General features: G+C 67.7%; 21 protein-coding genes. 9 read left to right on the forward strand and 12 right to left on the reverse strand.

Annotation, left to right across the window (positions count from 1 at the left end; genetic code table 11):
• Positions 1–22: 22 nt before the first annotated feature.
• The 3 genes from LJ725_RS28340 to LJ725_RS28350 all read right to left on the reverse strand — a co-directional run bounded on the left by LJ725_RS28340 (position 23) and on the right by LJ725_RS28350 (position 3,470).
• On the reverse strand, positions 23–1,054 hold the full coding sequence (locus LJ725_RS28340; protein ID WP_230554274.1) for a lysine-2,3-aminomutase-like protein: 1,032 nt from the start codon (positions 1,052–1,054) through the stop codon (positions 23–25).
• A gap of 86 nt (positions 1,055–1,140) precedes the next feature.
• The gene (locus LJ725_RS28345) at positions 1,141–1,830 is read right to left on the reverse strand and encodes a hypothetical protein (protein WP_230554275.1); all 690 of its coding nucleotides are present in this window, start codon (positions 1,828–1,830) and stop codon (positions 1,141–1,143) included.
• On the reverse strand, positions 1,827–3,470 hold the full coding sequence (locus tag LJ725_RS28350) for a flavin-containing monooxygenase (protein ID WP_230554276.1): 1,644 nt from the start codon (positions 3,468–3,470) through the stop codon (positions 1,827–1,829). The genes LJ725_RS28345 and LJ725_RS28350 overlap by 4 nt, the downstream gene beginning before the upstream one ends.
• Positions 3,471–3,727: 257 nt before the next feature.
• On the opposite strand from LJ725_RS28350, the gene LJ725_RS28355 reads away from it, so the two are divergent.
• On the forward strand, positions 3,728–4,894 hold the full coding sequence (locus tag LJ725_RS28355; protein ID WP_230554277.1) for an HlyD family secretion protein: 1,167 nt from the start codon (positions 3,728–3,730) through the stop codon (positions 4,892–4,894).
• A 304-nt stretch (positions 4,895–5,198) separates the two neighbouring features.
• A complete protein-coding gene (locus LJ725_RS28360) occupies positions 5,199–6,773 on the forward strand; it encodes a DHA2 family efflux MFS transporter permease subunit (RefSeq protein WP_230554278.1) in 1,575 nt (524 codons plus the stop codon).
• Position 6,774: 1 nt separating this feature from the next.
• Here the strand turns inward: LJ725_RS28360 and LJ725_RS28365 are convergent, their stop codons facing one another.
• Positions 6,775–8,337, reverse strand: coding sequence for an AMP-binding protein (locus tag LJ725_RS28365; protein WP_230554279.1), 1,563 nt, complete (start codon positions 8,335–8,337; stop codon positions 6,775–6,777).
• A 58-nt stretch (positions 8,338–8,395) separates the two neighbouring features.
• On the opposite strand from LJ725_RS28365, the gene LJ725_RS28370 reads away from it, so the two are divergent.
• Both LJ725_RS28370 and LJ725_RS28375 read left to right on the forward strand, forming a co-directional pair.
• Positions 8,396–9,676 (forward strand): ArgE/DapE family deacylase, encoded by a 1,281-nt coding sequence (locus LJ725_RS28370; RefSeq protein WP_230554280.1) that lies wholly within the window; start codon positions 8,396–8,398, stop codon positions 9,674–9,676.
• A 17-nt stretch (positions 9,677–9,693) separates the two neighbouring features.
• Positions 9,694–10,671: an NAD(P)-dependent alcohol dehydrogenase gene (locus LJ725_RS28375; RefSeq protein WP_230554281.1), complete on the forward strand. Its 978-nt coding sequence runs from the start codon at positions 9,694–9,696 to the stop codon at positions 10,669–10,671.
• A gap of 52 nt (positions 10,672–10,723) precedes the next feature.
• Here the strand turns inward: LJ725_RS28375 and ald are convergent, their stop codons facing one another.
• Positions 10,724–11,839, reverse strand: a complete 1,116-nt coding sequence (gene ald / locus LJ725_RS28380) for an alanine dehydrogenase (protein ID WP_230554282.1) — start codon at positions 11,837–11,839, stop codon at positions 10,724–10,726.
• A 133-nt stretch (positions 11,840–11,972) separates the two neighbouring features.
• Between ald and LJ725_RS28385 the strand changes: the two genes are divergently transcribed.
• A complete protein-coding gene (locus LJ725_RS28385) occupies positions 11,973–12,470 on the forward strand; it encodes an Lrp/AsnC family transcriptional regulator (RefSeq protein ID WP_230554283.1) in 498 nt (165 codons plus the stop codon).
• Positions 12,471–12,501: 31 nt separating this feature from the next.
• Here LJ725_RS28385 and LJ725_RS28390 read toward each other — a convergent pair whose 3' ends face one another.
• The 6 genes from LJ725_RS28390 to LJ725_RS28415 form a co-directional block, all read right to left on the reverse strand.
• Positions 12,502–13,011, reverse strand: coding sequence for a hypothetical protein (locus tag LJ725_RS28390; protein WP_230554284.1), 510 nt, complete (start codon positions 13,009–13,011; stop codon positions 12,502–12,504).
• Positions 13,012–13,053: 42 nt separating this feature from the next.
• The gene (locus LJ725_RS28395; RefSeq protein WP_230554285.1) at positions 13,054–13,917 is read right to left on the reverse strand and encodes an EamA family transporter; all 864 of its coding nucleotides are present in this window, start codon (positions 13,915–13,917) and stop codon (positions 13,054–13,056) included.
• 33 nt (positions 13,918–13,950) lie between these two features.
• Entirely contained in the window at positions 13,951–14,568 is a 618-nt protein-coding gene (gene leuD, locus LJ725_RS28400) for a 3-isopropylmalate dehydratase small subunit (protein WP_230554286.1), read from the reverse strand.
• Between the two features lie 136 nt (positions 14,569–14,704).
• A complete protein-coding gene (leuC, locus tag LJ725_RS28405) occupies positions 14,705–16,099 on the reverse strand; it encodes a 3-isopropylmalate dehydratase large subunit (RefSeq protein WP_230554287.1) in 1,395 nt (464 codons plus the stop codon).
• A 45-nt stretch (positions 16,100–16,144) separates the two neighbouring features.
• On the reverse strand, positions 16,145–17,383 hold the full coding sequence (locus LJ725_RS28410; protein WP_230554288.1) for a tetratricopeptide repeat protein: 1,239 nt from the start codon (positions 17,381–17,383) through the stop codon (positions 16,145–16,147).
• Positions 17,384–17,541: 158 nt separating this feature from the next.
• Positions 17,542–17,745: a DUF1127 domain-containing protein gene (locus LJ725_RS28415; RefSeq protein ID WP_230554289.1), complete on the reverse strand. Its 204-nt coding sequence runs from the start codon at positions 17,743–17,745 to the stop codon at positions 17,542–17,544.
• Between the two features lie 116 nt (positions 17,746–17,861).
• Here LJ725_RS28415 and LJ725_RS28420 point away from each other — a divergent pair, with 116 nt between their 5' ends.
• The 4 genes from LJ725_RS28420 to LJ725_RS28435 all read left to right on the forward strand — a co-directional run bounded on the left by LJ725_RS28420 (position 17,862) and on the right by LJ725_RS28435 (position 22,497).
• Complete coding sequence (locus LJ725_RS28420; RefSeq protein WP_230554290.1) at positions 17,862–18,764, forward strand: transcriptional regulator GcvA; 903 nt, start codon at positions 17,862–17,864, stop codon at positions 18,762–18,764.
• 2 nt (positions 18,765–18,766) lie between these two features.
• Positions 18,767–19,822, forward strand: a complete 1,056-nt coding sequence (locus tag LJ725_RS28425; protein WP_230554291.1) for an LLM class flavin-dependent oxidoreductase — start codon at positions 18,767–18,769, stop codon at positions 19,820–19,822.
• Between the two features lie 72 nt (positions 19,823–19,894).
• Positions 19,895–20,518 carry an MSMEG_1061 family FMN-dependent PPOX-type flavoprotein gene (locus LJ725_RS28430; protein ID WP_230554292.1) on the forward strand — a complete coding sequence of 208 codons (624 nt, stop codon included), beginning with the start codon at positions 19,895–19,897 and terminating at the stop codon, positions 20,516–20,518.
• 23 nt (positions 20,519–20,541) lie between these two features.
• The gene (locus LJ725_RS28435; protein ID WP_230554293.1) at positions 20,542–22,497 is read left to right on the forward strand and encodes an adenylate/guanylate cyclase domain-containing protein; all 1,956 of its coding nucleotides are present in this window, start codon (positions 20,542–20,544) and stop codon (positions 22,495–22,497) included.
• Here LJ725_RS28435 and LJ725_RS28440 read toward each other — a convergent pair.
• On the reverse strand, positions 22,486–23,454 hold the full coding sequence (locus LJ725_RS28440) for a fatty acid desaturase (protein ID WP_408015780.1): 969 nt from the start codon (positions 23,452–23,454) through the stop codon (positions 22,486–22,488). The genes LJ725_RS28435 and LJ725_RS28440 overlap by 12 nt on opposite strands.
• Positions 23,455–23,523: the final 69 nt, after the last annotated feature.

Consider the following 23,523-nt stretch of genomic DNA (forward strand, 5'->3'; position numbering starts at 1 on the left):
GAGAAAATCTAATGACGGGACGTCAGGCCGGCGGGTAGCGATGCTGCCCGCCGAACGCGTCCTCGACGGTCATCGCCTGGGGATCGTCCGCGAGATAGGCGGGGCCGACCGGCACCTTGCCGTGGCCGCCGGGCACGTCGAGCACGTAGGTCGGCTGGGCGAGCCCCGAAAGCCGTCCGCGCAGGGCCCGCATCAGGGCCTGGCCGTGTTCGATGGACACGCGGAAATGTCCGGTACCGCGCACAAGGTCGGGATGATGCAGGTAGTAGGGCTTCACCCTCGCTGCCACCAGCGCGCGCATGAGTTGCTCTAGGGTCTCGACCTCGTCGTTCACGCCCTTCAGCAGGACCGTCTGGCCCATCAGCGGCAGGCCGGCATCGGCCAGCCGCGCCAGCGCGGCCCGTGTGGGGCCGGCGAGTTCACGCGCGTGGTTGCAGTGGACGGCCAGCCAGACGCCGACGCGGCCGGGCTTCAGCGCCTGCACCAGCTCGGCCGTGACGCGCCCGGGATCGACGATCGGCACGCGACTGTGCAGGCGCACGATCGCCACGTGCGGGATCGCAGCCAGCGCGTTCATCAGGTCGGCCAGCCGTCGCGGCGCCAGCATCAGCGGGTCGCCGCCGGTCAGGATCACTTCCCAGATCTCGGGCCGCGCGCGGATATAGGCCAGGGCGGCCGCCATCTCATCGGCCGACAGCGCCTCGCCGCCGGGCCCCACCTTCTCGCGGCGGAAGCAGAAGCGGCAATAGACCGGGCAGACATGCAGCGGCTTCAGCAGAACGCGGTCGGGATAGCGATGGACGATGCCCTTCACCGGCGAGCGCGCCTCGTCGCCGATCGGATCGGCCAGTTCCGCGGCGGCGATCTCGGTCTCCTGCACGCTCGGCACGAACTGCCGCGCGATCGGATCGTTTGCGAGATTCGCGCGATCGATCAGCGCCGCCATTTCGGGCGTTACGGCGATGGCCATCGATTGCGCGGCTTCCTCCAGCCGCGGATCGGGCAGGAGAAGGCCCTCGCGTTCCAGGGCGTCGAGCGAGCGCAGCGTCGGCATGAGGGCGGGGAGATAGGCGGGGCGGCCGCCCGAGTCCAGCGGCCCCTCAGGTCCGTGTCTCAGTTCCGTGCTTCAGGTCCAAGGCCTCAGGTCCAGCGGGCGGTGTCCGCGCGATCGACGGCGGTGAGAAGCGTCGCGGTCGAGACGACAGTCCAGTCGCAGAGGTCGTAGCGGCGGCTGAGCTTGTCGCGCACCGCCGCCTCGGCCTCGCCTTCGGGCAGCTTGGAACGCTCCCACATCGCCAGGTTCGGTCGCCGGGTCAGCAGCAGGCTGCGGATGCCGCCGTGCAGGCCCGCGCCCGTGACCTCGTCCGGAGCCGCGCCGGTGCGGTCGCCGGTCGCCTGCCAGAGGCCCACGACCTGCGAATCGTAGGCGCCCTCGAAACCCGGCCAGGCGGCGGCGCAGAGGTCGAGGAACTCCGGCCAGTGCGGGTCGGGCACCGCGAACCAGCGGAAGGCGTAGTTGCCCTGGCGGGTCGGCGGAACGGTGTCCGTCGGACGCAGCGTCGGCACCATCGTCTCGCTGGCGACGGCGCGGATGTCGGTCCGGTCCGCCAGCAGCGCGGCCTCGGCGGCTGCGGCCGTGATGCCCTGCGGCCAGACGGTGATCGCCTGCACCTCGTCGCGCGGCCGGCCGATCTGGCTGCGCCAGGCGCCGTAGAGCCGGCCGCCGGCCTCGGTGACGCGGCGCGTGCCGTCGCCCGGCAGGCGGTCGGCGACGGCCTGCCACCGCCGCGGGGCGGCGTCGAGGCGGTGATGGACGTAGGTGGCGCTCACGCGACCTCGACCTTGTGACGGCTGAGCGTGAAGCCCTCGTAGCCTTTGCCCACGATCTCGTCGCAGTGGCGCTTGTAGCGGTCGAAGCCGCCGACATAGGGCATGAACACGCGCGGCTTGCCCGGGATGTTGGCACCCACGTACCAGGAGTTGGCCAGCGGATAGAGCGTGCTGTCGGCCACCGCGTTGACGTGTCCGACCCACTCGGCCTCGGCCTGCGGCGATGGCTCGATACGGTCCAGCTGGTGCCGGCCGAGATGATCGATCGCGTCGGCGATCCAGTCGACATGCTGTTCGATCGAGGCGATCATCTGCGTCTTCACGCCGGGGCTGCCCGGGCCGGTGACGACGAACATGTTGGGAAAGCCCGACACCATCAGGCCGAGATAGGTGAGGGGACCGCCCGCCCAATGGTCGGCGAGGACGGCGCCGTCGCTGGTGCGGATGTCGATCTCGCGCAGCGCGCCGGTCATGGCGTCGAAGCCGGTGGCGAAGACGATGGCGTCGAGCTCGTACTCGGCCTCGGTCGTGCGCACGCCCTTCTCGGTGATCTCCTGGATCGGAGCGGAACGCACGTCGACCAGCACGACGTTGTCGCGATTGTAGGTCTCGTAATAGTTCGTATCGAGGCAGAGGCGCTTGGTGCCGATCGGATGGTCCTTGGGCGCCAGCAGCTCGGCCGTGCGCTGGTCCTTCACGATGCCGCGGATCTTGTTGCGCGCGAACTCCGAGGCCGTGTCGTTGGCCTCCTTGTTCACCAGAAGATCGGTGTAGGTGTAGAGGTAGCTGATGCTGCCGCCCTCCTGCCACTTGGCCTCGTAGGCGGCGTTGCGCTCCTCCTCGGTGACGTCGAGCGCCGACTTGGTCGGGCGCGGATAGCCGCCGATCGCGAAGGGCGTGTCGTAGGCGGCGCGGCGGCGCGCGGGATACTCGGCCTTGTGACGGCTCTCCCGCGCCTCGTCCATCGGCGCGTTGCGGGCCGGCAGGCTGAAATTCGCGGTGCGCTGGAAGACGTGCAGGTGTTTGGCCTGGCGGGCGATCAGCGGAATCATCTGCACGCCTGAGGATCCGGTGCCGATGACGCCCACGCGCAGGCCGGTGAAGTCGACGCCCTCGTGCGGCCACAGGCCCGAATGGTACCACTTGCCCTTGAAGCTGCCGATGCCCTTGAAGTCGGGCACGCGCGGCGTCGAGAGGTTGCCGGCTGCCATGATGCAGTAGCGCGCGCGGATCTCCTCGCCGCTCTCGGTGCGCAGCGTCCATTCGTTGGCGGCGCCGTCGAAGGTGGCGGCCTTGATGCGGGTGTTCAGCTGCACGTCGCGGCGCAGGTCGAAGCGGTCGGCAACGTGGTTGATGTATTTCAGGATCTCGGGCTGCGTGCCGTAGCGCTCCGGCCACTTCCACTCCTGCTGCAGTTCGTCGGAGAAGCTGTAGGAATATTCGAGGCTCTCCACGTCGCAGCGCGCGCCGGGATAGCGGTTCCAGAACCAAGTGCCGCCGATGCCCGAGCCGGCCTCGTAGGCCCGCACCCGGAGGCCGAGCTTGCGCAGGCGATGGATGGCATAGAGACCACCCAGGCCGCCGCCGACGATCGCCACTTCGAGCTGGCGGGGGGCGGGAGCGTGCGAAGCGTCGGGCATGGCGTTCCTCATTGTATTTTTGCTGTGCGAATGGCGCCGGGCAGGCTGCAGTCGGAGCGTCCGCCCGACGCTCCGGTTTGGCAAGCGCGGCGAGCACGGATGCGGAACGGCGAGCCGTCATGCGTCCGGCGCGGTGCAGCCTGTCGGCTGCTCGCGTGAAGATCATTGGCCCGCCGATTGTTTCGGCCGTATTCTTTTTTCATGACAGCAGCGCAAAAGCCCGGTTGAGAACGGCACGGTAAGTCGTGGATCAGTCGGTGCCGCCGCCCGCCCTGAAATCGTCACCCGTCTCCCCCGCGATCGGCGTGCTGCCGCGCGAGCGCGTGAGCCGGACATCGGGCCTCGTCCGGGTGCTCCTGCGCCCGCGCTTCATCGCCATCGGCATCGTGTTGCTGCTGGCCGTGGCCTATGGCGGCCGCGAACTGCATCTGCGCCTGACCCATGTCTACGAGTACGACGCCCGGGTGACCGCCGACATCGTCACGGTCTCCAGCCGCGCCGAGGGCTGGATCGTCGACCTCGCGGTGCGCGAGGGGCAGCGTGTCGAGGCGGGCCAGGTCCTGGTCAGGATCGACGACCGCGCCGCCAAGCTGCGGGTCGACGGCCTGAAGGCGCAGATCGAAGGCGTGCGCGTCGAGCGGGCGCGCCTGCGCGCCGAGCGCAAGCTCGACCAGAACCAGGCCGATGCCGCGATGCGCACGCGCACCTCCAGCATCACGGTGCGCGAGAAGGCGCTGGCGGCCCTGCGCGCCGACCTCGATTTCGCCAAGCTTGAACTCGACCGCAGCCGGACGCTGTTTGCCAGCCGCGTCATCAACGAGCGGCAGCTCCAGGTGGCGCAGGCGCTGGTCACGAAGCTCGAGATCCAGATCCTGCAGCTCCAGGCCGAGCACGAGCAGGCCGAGGGTAGCTTGGCTGAAGCGAAAGTGGGCCATGACCGGCTCGGCGTGATCGACGCCCAGATCGAGGCGCTGACCCACCAGGTGGCGGTGCTGGCGGCGCAAATGCGCCAGCAGCAGGTCGATGTGGAAGACCGTACGATCAAGAGCCCGATACCGGCCGTGATCGACCGCACCTTCACGCTGCCCGGCGAATACGTGGCGGCGGGCCAGCGCATCCTGCTGCTGCACAATCCCGACGAGGTCTGGGTCGAGGCCAACATCAAGGAAACGCAGGTCGGCAAGCTGAAGATCGGCCAGCCGGTGCGCGTCTCGGTCGACGCCTATCCCGACGACACCTTCATTGGCCGCGTGGGCCGCATCGGCAGCGCCACCACGGCGCGCTTTGCCCTGCTGCCCACGCCCAATCCCTCGGGCAACTTCACCAAAATCACCCAGCGTGTGCCGGTCAAGATCGACATGGTCCAGATGCCCAAGCCGCTGACCCCGGGCATGATGGTCGAAGTCGAAATTGACATCCGGTAGGTTGGAGCGGGCGGTCATGTCGTTGCCCATCCTTCGAGACGGCCGCTCGGCGGCCTCCTCAGGATGAGGTCTCCGGTGTCGATAAAGACAGCACGTCATGCTGACGAGCGAGCACGTCGAGCGTCCCGAAGCATGGGCCACGACGACGCCATCGCCGCATCATGACGGCCGCCGCCGCTCCCCTGCAGACCGCCGCCGTGACAAGGACGAGGTCTTCGGTGTCGCCTAAGACGACACCTCATGCTGAGGAGCGAGCGCAGCGCGCGTCTCGAAGCATGGGCCACGACGAAGCCGTCGCCGCACCATGAGCGCAGCCGCCGTTCCCCTGCAGACCGCGGCGGCGCTCACCGAGCGCTACGGGCCGTCCTATCGCTGGCTGGTCACCATCACCGGCATGATGGGCGTTGTGTCGATGGTGCTGGCGATGACCACCGTCAACGTCGCGGTGCCCGATGTCATGGGCGCCTTCGGCATCGGCCAGGACAAGGCGCAGTGGATGTCGTCGGCCTACATGGCGACGATGACCGCCGGCATGCTGATCAATGCGTGGCTGAGCGGCATCCTGGGCGAGCGCCGCACCTTCGTGGGCGCGCTGTTCTTCTTCTCGGTGGGCGCGCTGATGGGCGGCTCGGCGCCGACCGAGGATGCGTTGATCTTCGCCCGCGTCCTGCAGGGCTTCAGTGCGGGCGTGGCGCAGCCTCTGGTCATGGCCACGATCTTCACTGTCTTTCCGCCGGAGCGTCGCGGCATGGCGATGGGCGTGTTCGGCCTCGGCGTCGTCTTCGCGCCGGCGATCGGCCCGACGCTGGGCGGGTTGATGATCGAATACTTCTCGTGGCGCTACGTCTTCTTCATCTCGCTGCCGTTCTGCGTCGTCGCCGCCGTGCTCGGCATGGTCTTCATGCCGACCCGGCCGATCCCCAAGGTCATCCCGCCGTTCGACTGGCTGGGCTTCGGGCTTCTCTGCACCGCGCTGCTGGGCCTGATGACCGGCATCGCCGACGGCCAGCGCGAGGGCTGGGGCTCCGACGCGATCGTGTTCCGGCTGGTCCTCGGCGCCGTGGCCACCGTGGCCTTCGTGTGCTGGGAGCTCTACACGCCGCGGGCGCTGCTCGACGTGCGCATCTTCGGAAATGTGGAGTTCGCCGCGGCAGCCCTGATCGCCTTCATCTTCGGCGCCGGTATGATGGGCTCGACCTACATCATCCCGGTCTTCGTGCAGACCATCATCGGCTTCACGCCGCTTCTGGCCGGGCTGATGATGATGCCGGCGGGCATCATGCTCGCCTTCATCTTCCCGCTCGCGGGACGGCTCTCGGACGCCATGCCGGCCTCGACCATGATCATCGGGGGGCTGCTGCTGTTCGCCCTGGGCTTCGCCTGGATGACGACGGCCGACGTCGACACGACCTTCTGGACGCTGGTCAGCATGGTGATGGTGTCGCGGCTGGGGCTGGGCTTCATCAATCCCAGCCTCAACGCCTCGTCGCTGAAGGCCCTGCCGGCCGACAAGGTGCGCCAGGGCTCGGGCGTCGCCAACTTCATGCGCCAGCTCGGCGGCGCCTTCGGCATCAACCTCATGGTCGCCTTCTTCGAGATCCGCACGCGCTTCCATGCCGACGCGCTGACCGGGACCCAGGACTGGGGCAACCGCACCACCGAGCGGATGCTGACGCAGCTCGAGCATCTCCTGCAGAAGAGCGGCCTGCCGCACCAGCAGCAGAAGGCCGGCGCGATCGACTACCTGGCGACGATCGTGCAGAGCAAGGCCCAGATCATGGCCTTCTCCGACACGTTCATCGTGGTCGGCGTGGTCGCGCTGGCCGCCCTGATTCCCGCGGCGATGCTGTCGCGCTCGCAGCGCCGGTCGCGCGGCTGAGTCACACGATGCGGCTCTTCTTGTCGCCCCAGTAGCGGTCGCGCAGCAGGCGCTTGTAGAGCTTGCCGGTCGGCAGGCGCGGCAGCTCGTCCTCGAAGTCGATCGAGCGCGGCACCTTCTGGCGGGCGAGATGCTGGCCGCAGAAGGCGATCAGTTCCTCGGCGGTGGCGGCCGCCTTCGGCACGCCCGGCATCAGCTGGACGACCGCCTTCACCTCCTCGCCGAGATCGGCGTTGGGCACGCCGAACACCGCCGCGTCGGCCACCTTCGGATGGGTGATCAGCAGGTTCTCGCATTCCTGCGGGTAGATGTTCACGCCGCCGGAGATGATCATGAAGGTCGCGCGATCGGTCAGGTAGAGATAGCCGTCGGCATCGACATAGCCCACGTCGCCGACCGTGCTCATCGTGCCGTCCTCGGAGCGCGCCTCGCGGGTCTTGGCGGCGTCGTTGAAATACTCGAACGGAGTCGCGGTCTTGAACCACAGCGTCCCGGCCGTGCCGGTGGGCAGCGGCTTCATGTCGTCGTCCAGCACGTGCAGTTCGCCCAGCAGGACGCGCCCCACCGTGCCCTTGTGCGCCAGCCATTCCTGCGAATTGCAGGCGGTAAAGCCCAAACCTTCGGTGGCGCCGTAGTATTCGTGGATGATCGGGCCCCACCAGGCGATCATCTGCTCCTTCACCTGCACCGGGCAGGGGGCGGCCGCATGGATGGCGATCTCCAGCGAGGAGAGATCGCAGCGCTTGCGCGTCTCCTCCGGCAGCTTGAGCATGCGCGAGAACATGGTCGGCACCAGCTGGCTGTGCGTGACGCGATACTTCCCGATCAGCTGCAGGTAGTGCTCGGGGTCGAAGCGCTCCATGACGATCACGGTGCCGCCCATGCGGATCGTGAGGTTCACCGCCGCCTGCGGCGCCGAATGGTAGAGCGGCGCCGGCGAGAGATAGATCATGCCCTCGCGGTACTGCCAGAGCTTCAGCAGGAAGGAGAAGATCGGCAGGAGCTGCGACGGCGGCTGCTCGGCCAGCGGCCGCACGATCCCCTTCGGCCGTCCCGTGGTGCCGGACGAGTAGAGCATGGCCGTGCCGAGAGATTCGTCGGCGATCGGCGTCGCGGGCAGGCCGGCCGTCGCCTCCGCGAGATTGACGATCTTCGCGCTGCCGGCCGATCCGCCGCCCGGCCCGTCGACGACGATGCAGAGGGAGATCTCCGGGCACTGCGGCAGAGCCGCGAGAGCGACGTCCCGCTTGGCCTGGGAGGTGACGAGCACCTTCGAGGCGCTGTTGTTCAGGATGTAGGCCAGCTCGTCGGCCGTCAGGAACGAGTTCACGCAGGTGTAGTAGGTCCCGGTGCGCTCGCCGGCGGTACAGCACTCCACGTAGCGCGCATTGTTCTCCATGAAGATGGAGTAGTGGTCCAGCCGGTTCACGCCGTGGGCGCGCAGCAGATGCGCCAGCCGGTTGCTGCGCGCCTCCAGCTCGCCATAGGTCACGGTCTCGCCGCTGCCGGCCATGATCACCGCAGGATGGGACGCCTGCGTCGTCGCGTGTTTGCCCGGGTACATCTTGTTTCCTCCGGCCGAAACTATAGACGCGGTACCGGGCCTGCGCCAAAGTCCGCGCATGCTCGAATCATCGCTCAAGTCCAGGATCATGGACGAAGTCGATCGCCGCTTCGACGATCAGACCAACGTGCTGGCCGATCTGGTCCGCATTCCCTCCACCCGTTTCCAGGAAGCGCCGGCCCAGGACATGATGGCGCGGCTGTTCAAGGAGGACGGACTCGGCATCGACCGCTGGCAGGTCAAGATCGACGACCTGAAGCACCTGCCGGGCTATTCGCCACACTCGCTCGACTACGATGACGCCTGGAACGTCGTCGGCGCCTGGCGGCCGTCGAACCCGAAGGGCCGCTCGCTGATCCTCAACGGCCACATCGATGTGGTGCCCGAGGGGCCGCACGAGATGTGGACGCGCAATCCCTACGACGCCTATGTCAAGGACGGTTGGATGTACGGCCGCGGCTCGGGCGACATGAAGGCCGGGCTGATCCTGAATGTCTTCGCCCTGCGTGCGCTCCGCGCCCTGGGCTACATGCCGGCGGCCGACGTCTACCAGCAGTCCGTGGTCGAGGAGGAATGCACCGGCAACGGCGCGCTGGCCTGCCTGCAGCGCGGCTACCGCGCCGATGCCGCGCTGATCCCCGAGCCCTCAGGCTGCACGCTCACCGTGGCGCAGGTCGGCGTGATGTGGTTCCAGGTGAAGGTCACCGGCCATCCGGTCCACGTCTACAAGGCCGATGCCGGCTCGAACGCCATCGAGTCCGCCTACCGGATCATCCAGCAGCTCCGCGAGCTGGAGAAGAAGTGGAACGCGCTCAAGGTCCACGACAAGAATTTCTGCGACCATCACCACCCGGTGAACTTCAACGTCGGCAAGATCGCCGGCGGCGACTGGGCGAGCTCGGTCCCGTCCTGGTGCACATTCGACATGCGCGTGGGCGTGCTGCCGACCCAGACGCTGAAGGAGTGCCGCCAGGAAGTGGAGGACACGATCCGCCAGGCCGCGGCCAACGATCCGTTCCTCGGCAACAACCTGCCGACCGTGAGCTGGGAAGGCTTCCAGGCCGAACCCTACGTGCTCAAGAACCACGAGCATGTGCGCGACATCCTCGCCGAGGCGCACAAGACGGTGTTCGGCGCCGAGCTCGACGACCGGCGCACCACCGGCACGACCGACGCGCGCTTCTTCGGCCTCTATGCCGGCCTGCCCGCGCTGGTCTACGGCCCGCAGTCCGACGACGTGCACGGCTTCGACGAGCGCGTGAACCTGGAATCGATCCGCAAGATCACCCAGTCCACGGCGCTGTTCATCGCCGAATGGTGCGGGCTGGAGAAGGTCTAGGCATTCAAGCCGGGACCATGAAGGCCTTCGTGTATCGACGCTACGGCGGTCCCGACGTCGTCGAGCTCGCCGATGTGCCGAAGCCGGTGCCGCGCGACAATGAGGTGCTGGTCAGGATCCTCGCCACGACGGTGACGTCGGGCGACTGGCGCCTGCGAACGTTGCACGTTCCGGCAGGCCTCGGGCTGGTGGCGCGCCTCGCCTTCGGCATCACGCGGCCGCGCCGGCCCATCCTGGGCACCGAACTGGCGGGGGTCGTCGAGGCCGTCGGATCGAAGGTCACGCGCTTCCGTCCGGGCGACGAGGTGTTCGGCTTTCCCGGCGGTGCGATGGGCTGCCATGCCCAGTACCGGACGATGCCCGAGGACGGACGCATTGCGCGCAAGCCCGCCAACCTGTCGTTCGAGGAAGCGGCCTCGTTGCCCTTCGGCGCCTCGACCTCGCTGCACTATCTTCGAAAGGCGGGTCTCGAGCCGGGCGACAAGGTGCTGGTGATCGGCGCCTCAGGCTGCGTGGGCAGCGCCACCGTGCAGCTCGCGCGGCATATCGGCGCCGAGGTCACGGGTGTGACCAGCACCCGGAACCTGGCGCTCGTCCGATCGCTCGGCGCGCACCATGTGATCGACTACACGACGGACGACTTCACGGCGGGCGGCGGAGCCTTCGACATCGTCGTCGACACGGTCGGCGGGACGCCGTTCTCCCGCTTCAAGCCGGTGCTGAAGGAGAGGGGCCGCGTGCTCGCCGTGGCGGCGGGCGTGCCGGAGATGCTGGCGTCGCTATGGGCGCCGTTGGCCGGCAGTCGGCGGATCATCGCCGGACCCGCGGCGGAGCGCGTTGAAGACATACCGGAGATCGCCGCGCTGGCCGAAGCAGGTGCGCTGCAGCCGGTGATCGACCGGCGCTACGCCTTCACGCAGATCCCCGAGGCGCACGCCTACGTCGAAACCGGCCGCAAACGCGGCAGCGTCGTCGTGAGCGTCGAGCACCCGTGAACTCTCCTCATTGGTCCTCTCCGCCACGAAGTGGGGGAGAGGACACGAAAGATCACGCCGCGATCGCCTGCTCGGCCGGGGCGTAGGGCAGGCCGAGGCTCTCGGCGACGGCCTTGTGCGTAAAGCGGCCGCGATGGACGTTCAGGCCGGCGCGCAGATGCGGGTTTTCGGCGACGGCGGCGAGGCCCTTGGCGGCGAGTGCCAGGCCAAAGGGGAGCGTCGCGTTGTTCAGCGCTTCGCTCGAGGTCAGCGGCACGGCGCCCGGCATGTTGGCGACGCAATAGTGGATGATGCCGTCGACCTCGTAGGTCGGCTCCGCGTGCGTGGTCGCATGCGAGGTCTCGAAGCAGCCGCCCTGGTCGATGGCGACGTCGACGATCACCGATCCCGGCTTCATTGACTTCAGCATCGCCCGGGTCACCAGCCTCGGTGCGCTGGCGCCGGGCACCAGCACGGCGCCGATCACGGCATCGGCCGAGAAGACCTCCTGTTCGACGGCGGCAAGGGTCGAGTAGCGCGTGCGGACGCGGCCCTCGAACAGCTCGTCCAGTTCGCGCAGCCGCGGCAGCGATCGGTCGAGCACGGTCACGCTGGCGCCGAGGCCCGCGGCCATGCGCGCGGCATGAGTGCCCACGACGCCGCCACCCAGCGCGACGACATGGGCCGGTTGCACGCCCGGCACGCCGCCCAGCAGCAGGCCGCGGCCGCCGCGATGGCGCTGTAGCGCGCCGCCCGCCGCCTCGATGGAGAGACGTCCCGCCACCTCGCTCATGGGCGCGAGCAGGGGCAGGCCGCCGCGGGCGTCGGTGACGGTCTCGTAGGCGATGGCGGTGCAGCCCGAGGCGATCAGACCCCTGGCCTGCTCGGGATCGGCGGCGAGATGGAGATAAGTAAACAGGATCTGGCCCGGCCGCAGCTGGGCCCACTCGCCGGGCTGCGGCTCCTTCACCTTCACGATCATATCGGCGGTCGCGAAAATCTCGGCGGCGCTGGCGGCGATGCGGGCACCGGCCGCGCGATAGACCTCGTCGGTGGCACCGATGCCGGCACCCGCCTCGGTCTCGACCACGACCTCGTGGCCGGCATGGACGTATTCGCGGACCGCGCCCGGTGTCAGCCCGACGCGATACTCGTGGACCTTGATCTCCTTCGGCACACCGACGCGCATGCGGATTCCCCTGGCTGTTGCGGCAGGTATCAAACCAAGAAAAGCAGGTTTGTTTCCCGGCATTCTGGAGACGAATTGTGTCACTTGCGCCGGAAGTCTACGCTTTGGGGCTAAACCGCGCAGGATTCCAAACATGGATATCGACAAGATCGACGCCGCCATCCTGTCGGAGCTGACGCAGAATGCCCGCGTGAGTCAGGTCGACCTCGCGACGCGGGTCGGCCTCTCCAGCACCGCGGTGGCGCGCCGGCAGCGGGCGCTCGAAGAGGGTGGCCTCATCCGGGGCTATCAGGCGGCTCTAGATCTTCGCCGCTTCGGACTGGCCACCACGGTGGTGGTGCGGATCACCCTGGACAGCCAGAGCGACGAGGCCTTGAAGGCGTTCGAGGCGGGCGTGCTCGACTGCCCCTCGGTGGTGCGCTGCTTCCTGATGTCGGGCAGTGACGACTATGTCGTGATCGTGCTGGCGCGCGACATCGAGGATTTCGAGCGCATCCACCGCACCGAACTCTCGCGCCTGCCGCGCGTGGCCCGGCTGGAATCGAGCTTCGCGCTGCGCGAGGTCGTGAACCGCGCCGTGCCGCCCTCGGTGTTCGGCAAGATCGCGCGCGGCGCTCGTCGTCGGCGCTGACGGTGCGATTCGTGATCCTGGGACCACAGCCTCACAGGAACCGGGCGAGATCGCCATAGTCGATGAGGCGTCTGGTCGGATTGGGCGATATGGGTTTGTCGGCCGCATATTCCTTGGGCCACCAATCAAGGGCAGGGTGCACCAGCCGTGTGATGCGTCGACGGCTTGCGTCATCAAGCTTCACGGTTGGAAACAAGCCGCCATACTGTCTGGGAAGCAGATGATCAGGACGCGCGGGAGAAGAACCGCCTATGCTCGAGTTCCACGCCCATATCGTGCCTCTGAAAATTTTCCAGTCTGGACACGACGACGGCACATTCTTCTCAAGCGTGTAGTCGCTTAGCGAGAAGTACGCCCACATCGTTTCGGTCACGATGTGGCATTCATGAACGCCAGAATGATAATTGGGATCCAACCATACAACGACGTTGGGATCCTCGCAGATTGCCGCCAGTCGACAGAGCGTGCCAACTCCAGGAGGGCCGATAACCGGGCGAATCTCGAAACGATAGGATTTTGGAAAGCTCGTCGACGCGACCATCCGTTTCTCTTCAGGACAACGCTATGTCAGCGGGGCTGGAGTCTAGCGCAAGCGGCGCGCCGAGGCGTAGACGCCGAGCGCCACGCCGCCCAGCACGACGGCGACGCCGAGCAGGCGCAGCCCGTCCAGCGGCTCGCCGGTGAGATAGCCGGAGATCGCGAGCGCGGCGCAGGGCACGAGCAGGCTGACCGGCCCGACCTTGGCGGCGGGATAGGTGCGCAGCAGCGTGCCCCAGATCAGGTAGCCCAGCCACATCACCGGAACGACCGTGTAGAAGAGCACGAACCAGCCGCGCCACGTCGGCGCCAGGATCGGTGCGGCCAGTGCCGCGGGTCCGTCGAGCAGCAGCGACGCCAGCGCCAGCGGGATGGGCGGCAGCACGCTCGCCCAGACGGTGACGGCGAACATCGAGACGCCGCGCGCCGAGCGGAAGACGAGATTGCCCAGCGCCCAGGTGAGCGCCGACATCAGCGCGAGGCCCAGCGCCAGCAGCGGCGTGTCGCCCGAGATCGACTGCGCGAGCAGCACGACGCCAGCGACCGCGATGGCGAGGCCGAGCCACTGTCCGCGCGTCGCATGTTCGCGCAACAGGAGGGCTGCCAGCACGACGGTGAGCGGCCCCTGGAGCTGCACCAGCACCGAGGTGAGGCCGGGCGGCAGGCCGGCCTGCATGGCGAAGAACAGGAAGACGAACTGGCCGCCGAACATCAGGCCGCCGATGCCCGCCAGCACCGACCAGGGAACGGTGGGTTTCGGGATGAACAAGGCGGGCAGCGCGCCCAGCAGGAAGCGCCAGGTCGCGAAGGCGAAGGGCGTGAACTCGTCGAGCCCGAAGCGGATGACCGTGAAGTTCAGCCCCCACATCGCCACGATGAGGAGGGCCGCCGCCAGATGCAGCGGGCTCATGCCCGCCGCCGGGGATGCAGCCGGCTCAAGCGCCTACAGCCAGACCCACGGACGCGCGCTCTTGTCGGACGTCTGCCACGCCTCGATCTCGTCGCGCCGCGACATGGTCAGCGCGATGTCGTCCAGCCCGTTCAGCATCGCGTGCTGGCGGCGGGCATCGACCTGGAACGGGATGGTCCGGCCGGTCGGCGAGATCACCTGGCAGTTCTCGAGATCGACGGTGACGCGCGCATTGCCGGGCGAGGCCTTCATCTCGTCGGCCAGCTGCTCGATCTCGTGGATCGGCAGCGCGACCGGCAGCAGGCCGTTCTGGAAGCAGTTGTTGTTGAAGATGTCGCCGAAGTAGGGCGCGATCACCGCCTTGATGCCCATGCCCTTCAGTGCCCATACCGCGCCCTCGCGGCTGGAGCCGCAGCCGAAATTCTCGCGGCTGAGGATGATCGGCGCGTCGCGATAGGGCTTCTGGTTGAAGACGCAGTCCGGATCCTCGCTGCCGTCGGGCTTGAAGCGGATCTGCTCGAAGGCATAGGGGCCGAGACCCTCGCGCGTCACATTGTCGACCAGCCGTTCGATGCGGATGATCAGGTCGGTATCGACGTTCTGGCGCATCAGCGGTGCGGCGACGCCCGTCACCTTGGTGAACTTGTCCATCTTGCGTTTCCTCCTCCCGCCTCATCCTGAGGAGCGCGTGCAACGCGCGTCTCGAAGGATGGGCAACAAACGTGGTGCTCGTTCTCACCCTTCGAGACGCGGCCCGGTGGGCCGCTCCTCAGGGTGAGGCCTTTCGTCAGATCTTCCTTACGTCGGCGATGGCGCCCTTGATCGCGGCGGCCGCGGCCATGGCGGGGCTCGCGAGATGGGTGCGGGCGCCGGGACCCTGGCGGCCGACGAAGTTGCGGTTGGACGTCGAGACGCTGCGCTGGCCGGGCGGCACGCGCTCGCCGTTGGAGGCGAGACACATCGAGCATCCCGGCTCGCGCCATTCGAAGCCCGCCTCGGTGAACACGCGATCGAGGCCCTCGGCCTCGGCCTCGGACTTGATGCGCACCGAGCCGGGCACCACCCAAGCGGTGACGTGCTCGGCCTTGTGCCGGCCCTTCACGATCTCGGCGGCGGCGCGCAGGTCGGAGAGGCGGGAATTGGTGCACGAGCCGATGAACACCCAGTCGACCTTGGTGCCCTCGATCGGCTTGCCGGGTTCGAGACCCTGGTACTTGAGCGCGGCTTCCCAGGCGCCGCGCTTCTCCTCCGGTCCCGTGCCGGGATCGGGGATGGCGCGGTCGACGGCGATCACATGCTCCGGGCTGGTGCCCCAGGTGATCTGCGGCGCGACGTTCTTCATGTCGATCGTGTGCTCGCGATCGAACTCGGCGTCGGGGTCGCTGGGCAGGGTCCGCCAGTGGGCGACGGCGCGATCCCACATCGCGCCCTTCGGCGCATAGTCGCGGCCGTTCAGATACTCGTAGGTCGTGTCGTCGGGCGCCACCATGCCGGTGCGCGCGCCCATCTCGATGGTGAGGTTGCAGAGCGTCAGCCGCGCCTCGGCCGGCAGGGCGCGCACCGCCGAGCCGGCATACTCGACCGAAAAGCCCGTGCCGGCGGCAGTGCCGAGCTCGCCGATCAGGTGAAGGATCATGTCCTTCGCCGTCACGCCCGGCAGCAGCTTGCCCTCGAAGCTGGCGCGCATGCGCTTGGGCTTGCGCTGGACCATCGTCTGCGTGGCGATCACATGCACCAGCTCCGAGGAGCCGATGCCGAAGGCCAGCGCGCCCAGGCCGCCATGGGTCGACGTGTGGCTGTCGCCGCAGACCAGCGTCGTGCCGGGCAGCGTCAGCCCCTGCTCGGGACCCATGACGTGCACGATGCCCTGGCCGTCCTGGCCCAGGTCGAACAGCTTGATGCCATAGGCGCTGGTCGTCTCGCGCATCGACTTGATGAGCGGCAGGCCCGGCGGATGGGTGTGCTCGGTGCGGCCGGGCTTGGTCGACATGGTGTGGTCGGGCGTGCCGTAGATCAGCCGTGGCTGCGACGGCGGATAGCCCTTCTCGATGGCTTCCTTCAGCGACTTGCCACCCGACATGTCATGCAGCAGCAGCCGGTCGATGTGCAGGAGCACGAAGCCGTTCCCGAGATCGGTGATGACGTGGCTGTCCCAGATCTTGTCGAACAGGGTCTTGCCCATGGGTGTGGCCTCTGGGGTGAGTGGTTTATCCGCGGGACGCGGATATCAGCACCCGGCGAGCCGCGCCGCCAGTCCTTCGCGATCATCGTCGCGCAGCAATTCCGCTGACGGATACCAGGGCGACGTTCCGAGGTTCGGACCCCAGAGCCAGTCTGCGGTACGCGGCAGCAGGATCACCGTGGGGATGCCGAGCGAGGCCGCGGCGTGCGCGGGCCAGGTATCGTCGGCGACGACGAGGCGGCAGGCCGGGATGTCGTCCGGCGTGCGTGTGATCGCGAGACCCGCCGGCGGCTCGACGACACTGAACCAGCCGACGGATGAAGACGGTGTCGCCTGCCGGTGCAAGCGAGCGGGGGCAGGCAACGCGTCGAGGGACCAGTTCAGCAGATGCGGCACGCTGCGCAGCGGCGCGGCGGCGACGAAATTCTCCAAAGAGTCGCCTCGCCGCACGCTTGCCTCCGCGAGCCAGCCGGCCAGCGTCCCGGCGCACTGGACGATGGGCTCGATGCCGGCGGGGAAGCCGTTGAGGCCGCGGGCCAGCATCAGCGTATCGCGCAGGGCGGCTTCGCTCTCGATGTCGGCCTGCTCGGGATAGAGGAGCAGGCGGCCGGTCATCGGCTCGCCCTGCCAGTTCGGCAGATCGGGCGTGTGGCGCTCGCCGGGGATCTCCAGCCGCGCCTCGTGGTCGCCGAGGCCGCGCCACCAGTCGCCCTGGCGCAGCAGCAGCTCGCCGCGCCGCAGGCGAAGGCGCGGATCGGCGGGATGGCTGACCAGCGCGGTCTCGAGATCGGTGAGGGCGCCGGCCCATTCGCCGCGCGCCGCCAGCAGGCCGGCCCGCGCACTGAGGCTGGGCACCAGGCGGTTGTCGATCGACAGGGCCTGGTCGTAGGCGCGCTCGGCCTCCTCGGCGCGTCCCAGCGCTTCAAGGGCACGGCCGGTATTGTGGGCGATGCCGGCATCGTTCGGCTTCAGACGCGCCGCGCGGGCCAGCGCCGCCAGCGCCTGTTCATTCAGGCCGAGCTGGATCAGGCAGCCGGCGAGGTTCGTCTGCGCCGCGACCTCGCGCGGCAGGAACTGCGCGGCGCGTTCCAGCGGTTCGCGGGCTTCGGCGAAGCGGCCGAGCTTCAGCCGCACCTGGCCCAGCAGGTGGAGCGCCTGGCCCATGTTGGGACGCGCCTCGACGATACGGGCGAACATCTCCTCGGCCTGCGCGAAATCCCCCGCCGCCGCGCGCTGCAGGGCGTCGCGGCCGAGGGTCTGGATCTGCTGGTCGTTGAGTGGCACGCGGCGGCTCTAGCAGAGGCCGGGCGATGCGCAAAGAAGAACAACGGGCAAAGAAAAAGCCGGCGGTCGCAAGGGAGGCAGGAGCGACCGCCGGCCAGGTACCGGAGTGGGATGGTCCCGTGCAGGGTAAGGACGGGACCCCTCCGGATCTCGAAAGGTCAGACGCGCCAGAAGGGCTTGCTCGCCTCGAACTGCACGTCCGTCGGGCTGATGCCGAGGTCGCGCATCGTGCGGTAGTCGAGGTTGGCAAGCTCGCGGCGCTGCTTGGCGCGCTCACGCCAGGTGGCCAGGATCTGGCCGAAGGCGGCGACGGTGCCGGCCAGCGTGGCCTGCGACGTGTAGTGGAGCGATATGTTGGCCATGGGACTTCTCCCGAAGGGGTTGAACTCTGTTGAGGGTGATTTGCGCCCCGGCAGCCCTCTTTACAAACGACCCTTTGTCCTGTTTTGATAAAAATAGCTCATGTGAAGGACACGCGATGAAACGATCCCTGCCGCCGCTCAATGGCTTGCGTGCCTTCGAGGCCGCCGCGCGCCATATGAGCTTTACCGATGCCGCCGAGGAGCTGAGCGTCACGCAGGCCGCGATCAGCCATCAGGTCCGCGGCCTCGAGCAGAGACTCGGATTAAAATTGTTCGTGCGGCGCAATCGCTCCCTGCTGCTCTCGGAAGCGGGCCAGGCCTACCTGCCGGCGGTGCGCTCCGCCTTCGACCAGCTCAACGAGGCGACCGAGAAGCTGCTGCAGAAGGACAAGGGCGGCCATCTCACGGTGACCACCACGGCCTCCTTCGCGATGAAGTGGCTGGTGCCGCGGCTGGGCGGCTTCCAGCGCGCCAATGCCGAGATCGACGTGCGCATCTCGACCGGCACCGGACTGGTCGACTTCTCGCGCGAGGATGTCGACATCGGCATCCGCTACGGCCGCGGCCAGTGGCCGAACCTGATGGCCGAGCGGCTGGTCGCCGAGGATGTGATGCCGGTCTGCGCGCCGTCGCTGCTCAAGGGACCGAACGGGCTGAAGAAGCCGGCCGATCTCAAGCGCTTCACCCTGCTGCACATCGGCAACTTTCCCGACGACTGGCAGGTCTGGCTGACCGCCGCCGGCGTGAAGGGCGTCGATGCCTCGCGCGGCGTCTCGTTCGACTTCGCGCTGGCGGCCTACCAGGCCGCGATGGACGGGCTCGGTGTCGCGCTGGGGCGTAACCCGCTCGTGGAGCCCGACCTCAAGGCCGGCCGGCTGGTCGTGCCCTTCGAGTTCAAGCGCTCCTCGGACTTCGCCTACTATCTCGTCTATCCGCCGGAGGCGATCCGGCGGCGCAAGATCAAGGCGTTCCGCGACTGGATCGTCTCGCTCTCCGAAGTCGCGCAACAGGCGGCCTGATCATGCAGTTCGGTTACTTCACCCTCTCGGACAACCGCTACCCCAACAATCCGCGTTCGGCGGAGAGCTTCATCAAGGACATCTACGCCGAGGCGCTGTGGGCGGAGGCGGTCGGGCTGAACTCGGCGTGGATCGGCGAGCATCATTTCAACCTGTTGGGCGTCAACGCCTCGCCGCTGGCGATGCTGGCGCAACTGGCCGGAGCGACGACGAAGCTGCGGCTGGCGCCGGCCGTGACCCTGCTGCCGGTACACCATCCCCTGCACGTCGCCGAGGAATGGGCGACGCTCGATCTCCTGTCCGGCGGGCGCGTCGACTTCGCGGCGGGTCGCGGCTACGACCGCAAGGAGTACGATCCCTTCCAGATGCCGTTCGACGACTCGGCCGAGCTGTTCGCCGAAGGTCTCGAGATCGTGTGGCGCGCCTGGACCGAACCGGGCAAGTGGTCGCACAAAGGTAAGTTCTACCAGTTCGACGATGTCGAGGTGCGGCCGAAGCCGGCACAGAGCCCGCTGCGGCCCTATGTGGCCTGCTTCTCGCGGCCCTCGATGGAACTCGCGGCGAAGAACGACTGGAACGTGATCTACGCGCCCTTCGCGGCCGCCATGGTCTACGGCTCGCTCGCCGATGCCGTGCGGGTCTATCGCGAGACCTGCGAGACCGGCTTCAGGCGGCCGATGCGGCGTGCCATGTGCTCCTACTTCGTGCACATCGCCTCGACGCCGGAGGAGGAACGCTACGGCAAGGAAGCGCTGGTGCGATACTTCCAGGACGCGCTGATCGCGGCCTTCCCGTCCTCGTCGGGCGAGAAGGTGCCACCGACCTACAAGTACTTCGTCGACATCGTGAACATCCTGCGCGACATGCGGCCCGAGAAGCTGACCGACAAGTCGATCCTGTGCGGCAGCCCGCAGCACATCGTCGATACGCTGAAGCAGGTCGAGGCGGCCGGCGTCGCCGAGGTCATCCTCTACTTCAACTACGGCCAGAAGCCGCACGCGATGGTGAAAGAGCAGATGCAGCGCTTCATGCAGGAGGTGGCACCGCATTTTTCCTGACCGACCGTTGTTGCAAGTCGTTCGCAAGTGACGGATGGTGGCGGGGAACGCGTTCGCACGGAGAGTTTGTTCATGGCCCGCATCACCACGCAGGAAGAGCTTCGCCGCGTCATTGCCGAACCGCGGCCGGCCACGCGCGCGAAGATCCTCGACGCGCTCGACGAGCAGTCGATCGACTTCCTGAAGCGCTGCCCCTTCGCCCTGGTCAGCACGGCCTCGGCCGACGGCACGATCGAAGTCTCGCCCAAGGGGGACGAGCCCGGGTTCATCCGGATCGAGGACCCCAGGACCCTGCTGATCCCGGAGCGGGTCGGCAACAACCTCGCCTTCGGCCTGAGCAACATCATCGCCACCGGTAAGATCGGAATCATCGCCCTGGTTCCCGCCACCGGAGAAACGCTGCGCATTTCCGGTACCGCGGAAATCCACGACGATGCCGATCTCGTGGCGTCGCTGAGTTCTCTGGGCAAGCCCGCCCTGCTGGCCACCCGCGTCCGCATCCAGCACTGCTATTTCCACTGCGCGCGTTCGATCGTGCGGGCCAAGCTGTGGAATCCCGAGGCGTGGCCGGCGCCCGGCCGCATCTCGTTCGGCCGGATCATCGCCCCGAGGATCGGCGAGAGCGAGACCGTGGCGGCGCAGATCGACGCCAATGTCGAGGGCGCCTACACGACCCGGCTGTGGCAGAATACCTGACCGGCTGAAGGACCGGGCTTTCGATGAAGCGAAAGGTCGGTCTGTTCCTGCTGGCGGTGCTGGTCACCGTGAGTCTCGGCGCCACGATCGTGGCGTCGCTGGCCATGTACCGTCTGGTGTCGCGGCTGCAGGACGAGGAACTGCGCCGCATCGAGAAGAGCCTCAGCCAGCGGTTCGACGTCTTCGAGACGATGCTGCGCAGCGAGAACGAGCGCAACAACGCGGCCATGGCGAAGGTGCTGCCGGAGATCGCGGTCGACATCGAGCGCGGCGGTCGCAGCCCTGCCGATCTGTCTCTCGAGGAGCTGAACGCCCTGGCCGCGAAGTACGGCGTCGAGCATCTCTACTTCATCGGCCGCGACCACAAGGTCTTCAACACCAACCTCGACACCGACAGGGGTCTCGTCTTCCCGAAAGGCCCCTTCACGGCCTTCCTCGATTCGGTGTTCGGCAAGGGCCGGGTGATGAGCGACGGCATCGATCTGTCGTCGGTGACCGGCACGCTGCGGACCTATGCCTATTACGGCCCGCCCGGCAGGGACTATATCATCGAGGGCTCGACGGATGTCCGCACCACGCTGAAGCAGAGCGACTTCGGCTGGATGAGCGACTTCTTCTTCAAGGACTATTTCCCGGACGCGGTCCAGTCGAACGCCTACGTGACCGACGTCGACATCTTCCTGATCAATGCCTCGGGCACCTGGTCGCTCATCCGGCCCGGCGAGAAGCTCGATCCCGGCCTCGCCGCCGAGATCGTGAGGGAGGGCCGCCGCGAGTTGCCCGATGCCGCCGGTCACCTCGTCACGATCTACAGCCGCTACAACAGGGCGGACGCCGTCAAGGACGCTTCGCCGATGACGATCGTGCGCAAGGTCACCTACGATCTGGCGCTGGCGCGCGAGGCCGTGATGCATGTCTTCGTGAGCGCGATGGTCATGCTCGCCCTCATGCTGCCGCTGGTCTACTGGCTGGCCTCGCGCCTGCTGCAGCGACAGATCCTCGACCCGCTGCTGCATCTGCGCGGCGAGGCGGGCGCGATCGCGGGCGGCGACCTCGAGCACGCCATCGCCAACACCGATCGCCGGGACGAGATCGGCCATCTCGCCCGCAGCTTCGCCGCCATGCGCGACGCGGTGCGCACGACCATCAACGACCTGCGCGAGACCAACGTGGCGATCGAACGGTTCGTGCCGCAGGCCTTCCTCACCAAGATCGGCAAGCCGAACATCGTCTCGGTGGCGCTGGGCGACAACAAGCGCGAGCACATGACCATCATGTTCTCCGACATCCGGAATTTCACCGCCTTGTCGGAGACGATGACGCCCGACGAAAACTTCGCTTTCATCAATGCCTATCTCGAATACATGGGACCGGTGATTCGCGAGAACGGCGGCTTCATCGACAAGTATATCGGCGACGCCATCATGGCCCTGTTCGAGAAGGCCGACGACGGCGTGCGCGCCGGGGTGGCGATGATCGACGCCCTGGAGCGTTTCAATGCCGCGCGCGTGCCTCAGGGCCTGCCGCCGGTTCGTATCGGGATCGGGCTCAATACCGGCTCGCTGATGATGGGCACGATCGGCGAGCTGCATCGCATGGACGGCACCGTGATCTCCGACGCCGTGAATCTCGCATCGCGCGTCGAGAGCCTGACCAAGGTCTATCGGGTCGGCATGCTCCTGTCGCAGTACACCTACGAACATCTCGCACGGCCCGACGCCCATGCCATTCGGCCGATCGACGTCGTCGTCGTTCGCGGCAAGACCCGTCCCGTGGTGTTGTTCGAGGTTTTCGAGCGCGACCCGACGCCCGTGCGCGCGGAGAAGCTGAGGACGCGGGGGCCGCTGCTCGAAGGTGTGGCGGCCCTGCTCAACAACGACCCGGGCGCCGCACGCCGCCATTTCGAGACCAGCCTCGAACTGGCGCCCGGCGATCCGGCCGCGGAGAACCTGCTGAAGTCCTGTCCGTCAACCGGCTGACGCACGGGCCTCGCGGAACGAGACGAGGCGGCGCTGGGTCTCGTCCCACAGAACAAGGCGCACGCAGCGGAAGCTCTGGAGCAGGGTCAGCCGCCCCACGTCCCTGAGCTCCGGATGGTCGTGCAGCACGTGGGGCAGCCGGTAGTAGGGAATGCGGCTGCTGAGATGGTGGACGTGGTGGATGCCGATGTTGGCGGTGAACCAGCGCAGGAAGGCCGGCAGGTCGTAGTGCGAGCTGCCGTGCAGGGCGGCCTCGTGCAGGTTCCAGTCCGGATCGTTGTCCCACTTGGTGTGCTCGAACTGGTGCTGGACGAAGAACAGCCACACGCCGACGGAGGCGGCGACCAGCAGGACCGGCAGGTGAACCAGCAGGAAGGCCTTGATGCCCACCAGCCAGATCAGCAGACCGGCGACCAGCACGATCGCGACGTTGTTCGTCATGGTGCTGATCCAGGGCCGCCAGCCTTCGCGCATCAGGCCGATCGGCAGCCGATGCTGCACGATGAACAGATAGGCAGGCCCGAGGCCGAACATGATCAGCGGGTGACGATAGAGCCGGTAGCGCAGCCGGCCCCACATCGAGCGCGCGCGATATTCCTCGACCGTCAGCGTGTCGACGTCGCCGAAGCCGCGCTTGTCGAGATTGCCCGTGCTGGCATGGTGGGTCGCGTGCATGCGACGCCAGACGCCGTAGGGCGTCAGCGTCGCCACGCTGGCGATGCGGCCGATCCAGTCGTTGGCCGAGCGTTTGCTGAAGAACGCGCCGTGGCCGCAGTCGTGCTGGATGGCGAACAGCCGCACCATGAAGGCGCCGGCGGCCAAGGCGAGGGGCAGCGTCAGCCAGTAGCCCACTTCGAGTGTCGCCCAGGCCAGCGCCCACAGGGCGGCGAGCGGCACCACCGTCACGGCGATCTCGAATATGCTGCGGCCGTTGCTGGGTTGCCGATAGCGGGACAAGACCCGGGTCCAGGCGAAGGCGGCGTTCGCCAAGGGTACGTGCGACCCGGCGACTTCCGGTTGGATGCT

Source organism: Reyranella aquatilis, assembly GCF_020880995.1.
Taxonomy (GTDB): domain Bacteria; phylum Pseudomonadota; class Alphaproteobacteria; order Reyranellales; family Reyranellaceae; genus Reyranella; species Reyranella aquatilis.

Coding starts and splice junctions, on each gene's coding strand:
- LJ725_RS28340 (WP_230554274.1), bottom strand. CDS start 1,054: ATGCCGACGCTGCGCTCGCTCGACGCCCTGGAACGCGAGGGCCTTCTC.
- LJ725_RS28350 (WP_230554276.1), bottom strand. CDS start 3,470: ATGCCCGACGCTTCGCACGCTCCCGCCCCCCGCCAGCTCGAAGTGGCG.
- LJ725_RS28360 (WP_230554278.1), top strand. CDS start 5,199: ATGAGCGCAGCCGCCGTTCCCCTGCAGACCGCGGCGGCGCTCACCGAG.
- LJ725_RS28365 (WP_230554279.1), bottom strand. CDS start 8,337: ATGTACCCGGGCAAACACGCGACGACGCAGGCGTCCCATCCTGCGGTG.
- LJ725_RS28370 (WP_230554280.1), top strand. CDS start 8,396: ATGCTCGAATCATCGCTCAAGTCCAGGATCATGGACGAAGTCGATCGC.
- LJ725_RS28375 (WP_230554281.1), top strand. CDS start 9,694: ATGAAGGCCTTCGTGTATCGACGCTACGGCGGTCCCGACGTCGTCGAG.
- ald (WP_230554282.1), bottom strand. CDS start 11,839: ATGCGCGTCGGTGTGCCGAAGGAGATCAAGGTCCACGAGTATCGCGTC.
- LJ725_RS28385 (WP_230554283.1), top strand. CDS start 11,973: ATGGATATCGACAAGATCGACGCCGCCATCCTGTCGGAGCTGACGCAG.
- LJ725_RS28390 (WP_230554284.1), bottom strand. CDS start 13,011: ATGGTCGCGTCGACGAGCTTTCCAAAATCCTATCGTTTCGAGATTCGC.
- LJ725_RS28395 (WP_230554285.1), bottom strand. CDS start 13,917: ATGAGCCCGCTGCATCTGGCGGCGGCCCTCCTCATCGTGGCGATGTGG.
- leuD (WP_230554286.1), bottom strand. CDS start 14,568: ATGGACAAGTTCACCAAGGTGACGGGCGTCGCCGCACCGCTGATGCGC.
- leuC (WP_230554287.1), bottom strand. CDS start 16,099: ATGGGCAAGACCCTGTTCGACAAGATCTGGGACAGCCACGTCATCACC.
- LJ725_RS28415 (WP_230554289.1), bottom strand. CDS start 17,745: ATGGCCAACATATCGCTCCACTACACGTCGCAGGCCACGCTGGCCGGC.
- LJ725_RS28420 (WP_230554290.1), top strand. CDS start 17,862: ATGAAACGATCCCTGCCGCCGCTCAATGGCTTGCGTGCCTTCGAGGCC.
- LJ725_RS28425 (WP_230554291.1), top strand. CDS start 18,767: ATGCAGTTCGGTTACTTCACCCTCTCGGACAACCGCTACCCCAACAAT.
- LJ725_RS28430 (WP_230554292.1), top strand. CDS start 19,895: ATGGCCCGCATCACCACGCAGGAAGAGCTTCGCCGCGTCATTGCCGAA.
- LJ725_RS28435 (WP_230554293.1), top strand. CDS start 20,542: ATGAAGCGAAAGGTCGGTCTGTTCCTGCTGGCGGTGCTGGTCACCGTG.